At 48.1% G+C, this 11147-nt stretch carries 10 protein-coding genes; 5 read left to right on the forward strand and 5 right to left on the reverse strand.

What is annotated here, in order from left to right:
• The 5 genes from VIM87_RS26010 to VIM87_RS26030 form a co-directional block, all read left to right on the forward strand.
• On the forward strand, positions 1-315 hold a 315-nt coding region (locus tag VIM87_RS26010; RefSeq protein ID WP_331999817.1), incomplete at its 5' end, for a transporter associated domain-containing protein.
• 33 nt (positions 316-348) lie between these two features.
• Positions 349-927: a gliding motility lipoprotein GldD gene (gene gldD / locus VIM87_RS26015; RefSeq protein WP_331999818.1), complete on the forward strand. Its 579-nt coding sequence runs from the start codon at positions 349-351 to the stop codon at positions 925-927.
• 59 nt (positions 928-986) lie between these two features.
• Positions 987-1589, forward strand: coding sequence for a DUF3109 family protein (locus VIM87_RS26020; protein WP_331999819.1), 603 nt, complete (start codon positions 987-989; stop codon positions 1587-1589).
• 162 nt (positions 1590-1751) lie between these two features.
• Positions 1752-3131, forward strand: coding sequence for a LutB/LldF family L-lactate oxidation iron-sulfur protein (locus VIM87_RS26025; protein ID WP_331999820.1), 1380 nt, complete (start codon positions 1752-1754; stop codon positions 3129-3131).
• A 10-nt stretch (positions 3132-3141) separates the two neighbouring features.
• A complete protein-coding gene (locus VIM87_RS26030) occupies positions 3142-3339 on the forward strand; it encodes a YqaE/Pmp3 family membrane protein (protein ID WP_331999821.1) in 198 nt (65 codons plus the stop codon).
• A gap of 78 nt (positions 3340-3417) precedes the next feature.
• On the opposite strand, the gene VIM87_RS26035 is transcribed toward VIM87_RS26030, so the two are convergent.
• The 5 genes from VIM87_RS26035 to VIM87_RS26055 form a co-directional block, all read right to left on the reverse strand.
• Positions 3418-4842 (reverse strand): SGNH/GDSL hydrolase family protein, encoded by a 1425-nt coding sequence (locus VIM87_RS26035; protein ID WP_331999822.1) that lies wholly within the window; start codon positions 4840-4842, stop codon positions 3418-3420.
• Complete coding sequence (locus VIM87_RS26040; RefSeq protein ID WP_331999823.1) at positions 4835-5392, reverse strand: sigma-70 family RNA polymerase sigma factor; 558 nt, start codon at positions 5390-5392, stop codon at positions 4835-4837. The genes VIM87_RS26035 and VIM87_RS26040 overlap by 8 nt, the downstream gene beginning before the upstream one ends.
• Before the next feature lie 157 nt (positions 5393-5549).
• Positions 5550-7064: a bifunctional phosphoribosylaminoimidazolecarboxamide formyltransferase/IMP cyclohydrolase gene (gene purH / locus VIM87_RS26045; protein WP_331999824.1), complete on the reverse strand. Its 1515-nt coding sequence runs from the start codon at positions 7062-7064 to the stop codon at positions 5550-5552.
• Between the two features lie 12 nt (positions 7065-7076).
• Positions 7077-9143, reverse strand: coding sequence for a ComEC/Rec2 family competence protein (locus tag VIM87_RS26050; protein ID WP_331999825.1), 2067 nt, complete (start codon positions 9141-9143; stop codon positions 7077-7079).
• A 1267-nt stretch (positions 9144-10410) separates the two neighbouring features.
• A partial coding sequence (locus VIM87_RS26055) for an ATP-grasp domain-containing protein (protein ID WP_331999826.1) occupies positions 10411-11147 on the reverse strand: 737 nt, incomplete at its 5' end.

An 11147-nucleotide genomic window follows, 5' to 3' on the forward strand; every position in this document is an offset into this window, starting at 1 on the left:
GATATTAAGGATGAATTTGACGAGGAAGAATTTAACTATAGCAAAGTAGATAACTTCACCTACGTGTTTGAAGGAAAGACCATGCTGAACGATGTTTGCCGCATTATGAACGTTCCGCCCGATACTTTTGAGCATGTAAAAGGCGAAAGCGATTCCATTGGCGGGCTGATATTAGAGCTGGCCGGCAAATTTCCGGAAGAGAACAGCGTTATTAATTACAGCAGCTTTGACTTTACCGTACTGGAAGTAAGCAAAATGCGCATACAGAAAGTACAGGTGACCATTCGCCAGGACGAAGGTGTAGCCGCCGGCTAAGCTGCTGTTTTCAACTATTCCAACCGCTGTAACATGAGGTACCTGCTTTTTATTTTCATACTTTTTTTTGCCGCCTGCGAGCAAAGCTATACACCCAAGCCAAGAGGCTATTTCAACATCACCTTTCCACAAAAGCAATACCGGGTATTTGACCAGCCCGGGTACCCTTACACTTTTGAATACCCGGCCTATGCACAGGTAACCAAAGACAGCACTTTTTTTGGCGAGCATCCCGAAAACCCTTACTGGATCAATATAGACTTTCCTTCCCTGAATGGTAAGATCTATGTGAGCTACAAGGAAATAGGCGCTAAGAATAAGCTGGAAAACCTGGTGGCTGATGCCTTTAAAATGACCTATAAGCACACCTATAAGGCTGATTATATTGACGAGAAGGATATTAATAACGGGCATGGCGTAAGCGGCCTGTTTTACGAGGTGGGCGGTAATGCCGCCAGCGCCAAACAATTTTTTGCTACCGACTCCACCCATCATTTTTTACGTGGCGCGCTTTACTTTGACGCAACGCCCAATGCAGATTCCCTGGCGCCGGTGCATAAATTCCTGCAGGAAGATATGTGGCATTTGGTGGAGACACTGCGGTGGCGGTAGGAAAGTCTTTTTATTTTAGCTTAATTTTGCACCAGGAGGCTTGAAATACGGTATAGTCCATGGACCATGGACTATGGACCATGGACTACCACATGATTGTAATAGACGACAAATATATCAGTGACGAAGTAATTGAGGAGCAGTTCGTTTGCAACCTGAGCGCCTGCAAGGGCGCCTGTTGTGTGGCCGGCGACTGTGGCGCGCCACTGGACAAACAGGAAGTAAAAACCCTGAAAAAGATCCTCCCGAAAATAAGATCTTACCTGCGGGCAGAAGGCCTGGAAGAAATAGCAAAAACAGGCACCCATACTATTGACGATGAATACGGATATGTAACCCCCATCGTAAATAAAGGGATCTGCGCGTATGCATCCGTTGATGAAAAAGGCATCGTAGGCTGCGGTATTGAAAAAGCATATAATGATGGCGTAGTGGATTTTAAGAAACCCATCTCCTGCCATTTATACCCCATCCGCATTAAAAAGTACGAAAGCTATGAAGCTGTGAATTATGACCGGTGGGATGTTTGCGCCCCCGCCTGCCGCAATGGTAAAAAGCTACAGGTACCGGTGTACCGTTTTTTAAGAGAAGCGCTCATACGTAAATACGGGGAAGAGTTCTATACCGTGTTGGATAAGATAGCAAAGAAAATGCATCCTTAAAAGCTGGCCGGATTTTTGACCGCACCAGCCAGGTTTTAGAAACGGCCTGACGGCTTTGAACATAGCAACAACAACAAGACCAGTCAGGTCTGAGATATACTAACTAACCTATCCCTTGAAGTTCCCTATCTTTATTTTGGATCTTGGAATTTTAATTTGCTTATGCAACAAACCGCATCCACTTTCCTGGAAAAAAGCGAACAGAAAGCCGCTGATCTGGGACATCGCCGTACTATCAATTTCAACATTGGTAAATATAATACTGCCGTAAAATCGGGCAAGCTGCAGTTCACAGAGCTGCAAACCGCCCGGGAGCGGGCCAAGAATATTAAATGGCGGGCCATCGAACACCTGGATAAATACCTGGAAGAATTTGAAATGCAGTTCACCAAACGGGGTGGCAAAGTGATATGGGCAGAGAATACCCAGCAGGTGCAGGAAGAGATCCTGGCCATTTGCCAGGCCAAGCAATGCAAAAGCATTGTAAAAAGTAAATCCATGGCAACGGAAGAAGTGCACCTGAACGACTTCCTGGCCAAACAAGGCATTGAATGCGTGGAAACCGACCTGGGTGAATATATTCAACAGCTGGATGGGGAACCGCCTTACCATATTGTTACACCGGCCATGCATAAAAGTAAGGAGGATATAGCGCAGCTCTTTACTGAAAAGCTGGGCACTGCACCCGGCCTTACTCCTGAACAGCTTACGCTGGTAGCCCGTGAGAACCTGCGGCAAAAATACCTGCAGGCCGAAATAGGTATTACCGGCGCTAATTTTATTATAGCAGATACCGGCTCTGTAGCCGTGAGTGAAAATGAAGGCAATGCCCGCCTGAGCACCGCTTTTCCCAAAACACATATTGTGCTGGTAGGCATTGAAAAAGTGCTGCCCTCCGTTAACGACCTGGCGCTGTTCTGGCCCCTGCTGGCCACTTACGGCACCGGGCAGCAGGTAACGGTGTATAACTCTATCTTCAGTGGCCCGCGCCAGGAAGGGGAAACAGATGGCCCGGAAGAAATGTATGTGATACTGATGGATAACGGGCGCACCAGCCTGTTGCAGGATACGGAAGCCCGCGAAGCGCTGTACTGCATACGCTGCGGATCCTGCCTGAATGCCTGCCCGGTATATAAAAATATTGGCGGCCATGCATACGGTACCACTTACAGCGGCCCTATAGGCGCTGTGATCACCCCTTACCTGCAAAGCATGGAATCGTATGGGCATTTAAGTTATGCCTCCTCCCTCTGCGGCAACTGTACAGAAGTATGCCCCGTGCGCATTAACCTGCATGAGCTGTTATTACACAACCGCCACAAAGCAGTAGAAGAGAACTATACATCCGGTGGTGAGAAAATGGCCTGGTTTGGCTGGAAACAGGCATCCCTGAGCCGTAAAATGATGAATATGACCAATGGCAAAATGAAGAACTTTTTCATGAAACGCTTTTTTGCCAAAGCCTGGGGCGACGACCGGGACCTGCCCGTATTTGCTCCTAAATCATTTAACCAGCTATGGAAGGAAAGAAAAAAGCACTAATACCTGTTTTATGACCCTTTTAGCAATTTTGTTACCCTGGCTTTCCTTTTTATTAAGGGGACGTATACTGCGGGGTATTCTTTGCCTGCTATTGCAGATCACCCTTATTGGCTGGCTGCCTGCAGCCCTGTGGGCATTATCTTCCCTGAATGAAAGCCGCGCAAACAGAAGGAACCGGAAGCTGATCCGGGCGATGAAAGCAAGATGATGTGCAGATTTGCAAATATGCAGATGTGCAGATGACGGTATAACGTCGGGCAAATTTGCCCATTTGCATATCTGCACATTAATTTATCTTTTCTTTTATCCGCTCAAACATCAGCTGGTGGCCCAGGCCATTGAGGTGTACCCCATCGCCGCTGTTGTACTGCGGCAACAGAGAGCCATCCGGGGCGCTGAGCCCTTCCCAGCAATCAATGTAGTTATGAGGGTAATGCCGGATAATGTAATCCCGCATGGCTATGAGCTGTTTTCGTTTAGCCTCCTCCGTATTACGGGGCTGGGTGGTGGTAATATAACAGGTTACATGCTGCTGGCGGGCCAGCTTCATTACAGCATCCAGGTTACGCTGGTATTCTTTTAATGAGTAACCGGCATTAATATCATTGGAGGGCATGTTAATGATGATCATATCCGGCTGCAGGGCCAGTGCCTGTGTAATGTTGTGAGCTGCATCCGGCTTGGGTTTCAGGAAGGGAACATCTGCATCGCTGGGCAGTATGCGGTAAGAGGTAAAACCGCCTACCGCCAGGTTGGTAACCGTTGATTGCGGCGCTTTTTCCTGCAGGTATTTACGCAGCAGGTTTACCCAGGTACTGTCTTTTGTTTTAGGACCAACGCCTTCCGCAGTAGAGGATCCCAGCACTACAATATGCCGGGCTACCGGCGCCATCATCATTTTGGCCCTCAGCTTTTCATCCGGGGTACGTTCCTGGGCTACCATGGCCTGGTTGCTGCGGTTCACATTAGCATAGCCCTTTGCCTTTTTCTCTGCTTCATACCGGTAATAGCTGTTATATGCATCCTGTTTTGCGGCCACAGTGGTGTCTGCCATCATTATACGAGGCGCAGCAGGTGCGGTTTGCACCGGCGCATCTTCTGCCGGGGCTGCTGTCTCTGCAGCTCTTATGGCGGCATCACTGGTTCTTTCAACCTTAAGAGCGGGGGCAGATGGCTGCACGGCATCTTTTGCCGGTGCGCTGGCAACAGCTGCGGGTGGTGATGGGGGTATGGTGCCTGGTTTCCCGGCAAGGTCGCCGCTTGGGGCATCCTCACCCTTTTTCCAGGTTGCCGGCTCACTGGCAGGCGTTTGCAAGCCCGCAGCGCTATCCTGTTTATGGAGGATAGCATTTTCAGTGGTTGATACCTTTGCTATATCCTTCCGGTGGGTAAGCTCCTGGTGGTTGATCCAGATGAAGCTCAGGCCCAGTATCAATAAAATAGCTGCGGCTGATGCCCAGCGGTAATACATAATCCGCACTTTCCCTTTATCCCTGTTCACCCGCTGCTCTAAGCGGTTCTCCAGATCGGCAAGGTGGGCCGACTGGTCCGGGCTATGGGCGGCGTACCCTTCCAGCGCATCGGCCAGGAAAGGATCGTCCAGCGCCTGCCGTTCCAGCGCATGCATAGCCTTATCATCCAGCTCACCGGCCAGGTACTGGCGTATCAGCTCTTCGCTGACGGGTTTATTATGTGCATGATTATCAGGCATGTTGTTGTTGCTCCATACAAATTTTCAGGTTACGCTTCCCGTTCTGTATATAGCTTTTCACTTTATTCATTTCATATCCTGTAAGGGCGGCTACCTCCCGGTAGCTTTTTTCCTGCAGGTAAAAAAGGTTCACACTCTTTTGCTGCTCCTCCGGTAAGGTTTCCAGGCATTTTTCCATGGCCTGTAAATTATCCTCCAGGCTTATTCCATTCTCATGATGTGCAATTTCCTCATTTTCCATAAGCGGCCGTTCTTCTATGGAAACCTGCCGCCCCTCCTTTGTTTTCAGGGACCGTAGCTTCATAAGGCAGTGGTTGCGGGCCAGCACATGCAGCCAGCTTTTGAAATTCTGTACCTCATGCTGTTTCAGCTTAGGGATCAGCTCCTCAAAGATCTGCATTACAGCATCCTTACTGGCAGCTTCGTCAAAATACCGCAGGCATACCCCGTACACCAGGTTCATATAACGCTGGTACAGAGCCGCCAGGTAATCCAGCTTACCGGAAGCTTTGTACTCCCGGATCAGGTCTGCATCCGCAGCATTTTGCATGATATTATGGTGTAGGAATGCCATAGGCTATGGCACAATACTATAAAATTTTTCTGTAATGCGGGAAGGAAGTGCAGATGTGCAAATATGCAGATATGCAAATGTGCAGATGATAGACCATCTGCACATCCACATATCTGCACATTTATTAAGTTTCTTAGTGCTTAAAGTGCCGTATGCCGGTCATGATCATTACCATGCCGTTCTGCTTGCAATATTCAATGGAATCATTATCGCGTACGGAGCCACCGGGTTGTATTACGGAAGTAATGCCGGCTTCATGCGCTATCTGCACACAGTCATTAAAGGGGAAGAAGGCGTCGGAAGCCATGGCAGCGCCTTTCAGGTCAAAGTTGAACTGCTTGGCTTTTTCAATGGCATGGCGCAGCGCATCTATACGGGAGGTTTGGCCGCAGCCCTTGCCTATCAGCTGTTTGTTCTTAACCAGCGCAATAGCGTTTGATTTCAGGTGCTTGCATACCAGGTTGGCAAACTCCAGGTCGGCCTTTTCAGTGGCATCCGCAGGGCGGGCGCCGGCATCGGTCCAGTCTTTATAGTTAACGGTATCGCTATCCTGCACCAGCACACCATTCAGCACATTCTTGTATACATAGGGCTGTTTTACCGGCTGTTTCTGCTGCAGTAAAATGCGGTTCTTTTTAGTGGTGAGCACGGCCAGCGCATCTTCATCAAACCCAGGCGCTATCAGTATTTCAAAGAATATTTCATTGATAGCCTCTGCGGTAGCTTTGTCTATTACCTTATTAGCAGCCAGCACACCGCCAAACGCACTTTCCTTATCACCTGCCAGGGCAGCTTCCCAGGCTTCTTTCAGAGTAGCGCGGCTGGCAATACCGCATACGTTGGTATGTTTTATTACTACAAAAGTGGTTTCAGTAAACTCCTGCACCAGCTGGCAGGCAGCATCCACATCCACCAGGTTGTTATAAGACAGCTCCTTACCATGCAGCTTGTTAAACAGCTCCTGCAGGTTACCGAAGAAGATGCCGCGCTGGTGCGGGTTTTCCCCGTAGCGCATTACCTGGCCCTGGGGGGCAGATACCTGGAAGTATTGCTGGGGCTCATTGTTCAGGAAATACCCTGCAATGGCTACATCGTAGTGCGCACACACTTCAAATGCTTTTGCAGCAAAGCGGCGCCGGTCCTCCATGCTGGTAGCGCCTTTATTTTCTACCAGTACTTTTTCCAGGTCGGCATATTGGTCTTTGGATGCAACGATCACTACATCTTTATAGTTCTTGCCGGCAGCGCGTATCAGGGATACACCGCCAATGTCTATCTTTTCAATAATGGCCTGTTCTTCCGTAGTGCTTTTAACGGTTTCCTCAAAGGGGTACAGGTCTACTATCACCAGGTCTATTTCCGGGATACCATATTCCTGTAATTGTTCCAGGTCCTGGTTGTTACCGCGGCGTGCGAGTATGCCGCCAAAAACCTTCGGATGCAGGGTTTTTACCCGGCCGCCCAATATAGAAGGATACGCGGTGAGGTCCTCTACCGCTACACATTTCACGCCCTGCTCCTCAATAAATTTCTGGGTACCGCCGGTGGAGTAAATTGTTACGCCCTGCGCACCCAATTCTTTCACGATGTTCTCCAGGTTATCTTTATAGAAAACGGAGATCAGTGCTGATTTAATTTGCTTTTGCATGAATGGAAAACATTAGAAATTAATAAGATAGGCTCCCTGTTCAGGGACCGAAAAGCAGCGCAAAGTTAGTACGCTGCAATCATTTTTCCACCGTTGTATCTGCCATAATGAGTTGGAAGCATCGAAAATAATCATCTTACAGGTAAACATGTTCTTTAATTGGCTGATAGTCAAACGGGGATGGTGCGAGAGCAAAATATAATCTGTACTGAATTTTTTTGCCGGGCTAAACGGCCGCCAGGTACTGTCTACTACCACCATCCTGGTATGGCCCATACTTATAAATGCACTTTTGCGGGAAAAGGCGGGTATAGCACCGGGGGCAGCGCCATATAATAAACGGGCCGGCTGCAGGTAGCGGCTGCGTAAGCTATCATTTTGCTGGATGGCCGTATCACCGGCAAATTGCAGCTGATGCCCGCTGATCACATCTATTGCCGTATAGGCGGGCACGTTATAAATAATAATGGTGCGGCGGTTAGCGGCCTGTATGGCCAGTGTAACATCTATCCCTGCCCAGCACAAACCGGCATACAAGGCCAGCAGCCAGGCTTTGGGCTGCTTACCCAGCCATACTGTTACCAAAGCTGCTATGATCACATAAGCACATACCGTGGCATAAAGCGGCATATAAATATTGTTGGTAACGGCATAGGGCAATTGTTCTATAAACAGCACCAGGCGGTTCATAGCTGTTATCAGGTACTTTATACCTATACCGGTGTAATGCGCCAGGGCCGGCCAGGGCGCTACTGCCAGCAATACAATTAAACCATACAGGATGATAGTAGATAGCGTTACGATCAATAAATTGGCGGGCAGGAACAAATTCGGGAACTGGTGAAAGTAATAGAGGCATACCGGTATGGTAAACAGCTGCGCCGCCAGGGTGAGGGCTACGGCCTCCCATAGCTTGTTTAACCATTTGTTTTGAATGAGCCATAATTCATACAACGGTTTATAGCATAGCACAATGCTTAATACCGCCAGGTAAGAAAGCTGGAAACCCGCATCCCACAACAGCCAGGGATCATAGCACAATAAAAGGAAGGCCGATGCAGCCAGGGTGTTATAGGTATTGGTATGGCGGTCCAGCACAAACTGCCCGATGGCTACTGCGGTGAACATTACGGCCGCACGTAATATGGATGCAGCCGCGCCGGTGATCAGGGCAAAACCCCATAACATGCTGATCACGATCACCGCCTTGGCCAGATTGGAAAGCCGGTGCGGCGGCCACCATTGCAGCACCCATAAAAGAGATGCATAAATAAGCGCCAGGTGCATACCGGAAATAGCAATGATATGTACTACGCCTGCATTGGTATAGGCCTGCACCATATCGCGGTCAAGATCGTAGCGGTAGCCTATCAGCAGCGCGGCAGCCAGCGCAGCTTCCGGCCCATTGCCCAGGTATTGTTGTAAGGTATGTATACACCAGGCCCGGGCCCGTAACAGGTACCGATCGGCCAGCGTGCTGCTGTTATACGCTGATCTTTTCCAGCTGCCGGCTTTAAGATAGGCCTGGTGAAAGATCTGTTTAGTGGCGCAGTGCTGGCGGTAGTTAAAGGCGCCGGGATTGCCGCTGCTGCTTACAGGGCTAAGCGTGCTGCTGATCCAAACCTCATCCCCGCACTGCAGACTGCTAACGGTACTATGTTTTTGAAAATAGAGCAGCAGGTTACCTTTTACCGGTATTACCTGCCGGTGGTGAATAATGGCCTGTACCACGGCCGTGGTTTTCCAGCTGCGGGCGCGCTCCTGCAGGGGTTCCTGGATGCTTACCAGCAAAGTATCTTTACCCTGCAAAAGTTTTCCAAAGTAACGGGGCTGGCTGCGTATATCTTTCAGTAATACCAGCAAAGCGCCTGCGCATATGATCAATACATATAACAATACCCCACGCAGCGGGTTAGTGGTATACTGTTTTCCCAAAGGCAGGAAACTCCATGCAAGCAAGGCTGCCAGCATAAGCAGCAAGATACCTGTTAACCACCACCAGCTTATAACCAGCCATATTTGCAGGCAGATACCAGAGGCTAACGGTACGCATAAACGAAGAAATGGTGTTGCTCTCAATTGGGTTTTCCGGGTTATTAAACTTTCAGGAAAAGAGCGAATTTAGGGGAACCAGCTTACTCCAAAAGTTTATCATATGTTAATGGGATGATATAGAAAAAGCACCTGTAAAAGACCCCTCAAAAAGGGGCAAAACAGGACAACCCTTTAAGAAGGCTTTAACAAATGCAAGAAACATTCATTTGAAATATATTGAAAATCAATTAATATTAAATACTGATATTTAAAATCTGTTATTGATTAGTTAACATCTTTTTAAATTATAATATTTATAGTAAACTGCATTACCGGTCACGCTATTTTATTATAAATAGTCGTGTCTTTAATGGTTATTTTGAGGGAAAAGAAAGAGCCTGATCTTTATCAGGCTCTGATTTTTTATAGCCATCTCCAGGTTACTCCATTCATACCGGCGCCGGTAAACCGCTCAGGTTATATCACCGAGACTGGAATTTTTCGCAATTGATCCGTTTTATATTGCAGAACGTCCTTTTTATTCCTTACAGGAATAATCTTTGACAGCACTACTGTTGTACAATAACCTGGAAATTCTCTCCTTTATTAACTGAAATAAACCTACCCTTTTATTAACTAAGACAAAATTGTACCATGCAGACGATATTAGGGCAAGCTGTAGGGGCTTATCTCTGCAATGGATTGCAGCAAAACGATCAGACACTCGTTATAATGCGCGCGTGCAGGATTGTCTATTCATCTTCCAAAGAAAAAAACAGGAGGCCTTACTACCATGGATATACCAGCAGGTATAGCTGCCTTATACTGATGGATAACTACTATAGTAATACCCATCTGGGTTTAGTAAGGATGCCCAACGGATCACTGAAAGCGAGGGTGTACCGCCGGAAATAACAAGCGTAGAACTGCTTGCCGGGAAGCGTCAGTAGCCGTGGAAGTGCTGATGAAGAAAATGAAAACCGCACCGGGAGTAAAGCATCCAAAGGAGATGATAGGACTGATAAAGGACCGCAACCGGGAGTGAGCATCCAAAGGAGTGGCAAGGACCGACAAAAAAATTACACCATAGGGGGAGTAAGATTCAAAGGTGCTGATAAAGACTAACAAAAGAAATGACATCACCGGGAGTAAGCATCCAAGAATGCCGGAAAGGCACAGTAAGTGCAAAGCCACATGCTAAGGCAGAAAGTTTAAACCAATAGCCAAACAAATCCAGCCAACAAAAAAGCTGAAAGCTACCGGAGTATCACCCCTCGCTTTCAGCTTTATGCTTTATCCTTTCTGCTTTACGCTATTTACTCAGATACATGCTCTTTTCCTTATACAGCTGGCGGAAGTAAGGATCCCGCAGGTCTTTGATGAAGCGGATAGCCTCACCGGTCGACTTCATTTCAGGGCCCAGCTCTTTGTTCACGCCCGGGAATTTATTGAAAGAGAACACCGGTTCCTTAATGGCAAAACCATCCAGCTTTTTCTCAATGGTAAAGTCCTTCAGCTTATTGTGCCCCAGCATTACCCGGGTAGCTATGTTCAGGTAAGGTACCTGGTAAGCCTTGGCAATAAACGGTGTTGTGCGGGATGCGCGGGGGTTGGCTTCTATCACAAACACCTTCCCGTTCTTCACGGCAAACTGTATGTTTATTAACCCGCGGATATTGAGCGCACGGGCTATTTTTTCCGCATAGTACTCCATGGTGGTTACTTCCAGCGGTGTAAGGTTAAAGGCCGGTAACACAGCGTTACTGTCCCCGCTGTGAATGCCGGCTGGCTCTATGTGCTCCATTACGCCCATCACATGAAAATCTTCCCCGTCAAAAATGGCGTCTATCTCAGCTTCCTGGCAACGGTCCAGGAAGTGGTCAATCAATATTTTGTTGCCGGGCAGGTGCTTCAGAAGGCTGATCACCGCCTTTTCCAGCTCCTCCTCATTAATTACAATGCGCATACGCTGGCCGCCCAGTACATAGCTGGGGCGCACCAGTACGGGATAGCCTACTTCTTTGGCCACTTCAATGGCATCATCTGTAC

The organism is Chitinophaga sp., from assembly GCF_036569125.1.
Classification (GTDB): Bacteria; Bacteroidota; Bacteroidia; order Chitinophagales; family Chitinophagaceae; genus Chitinophaga.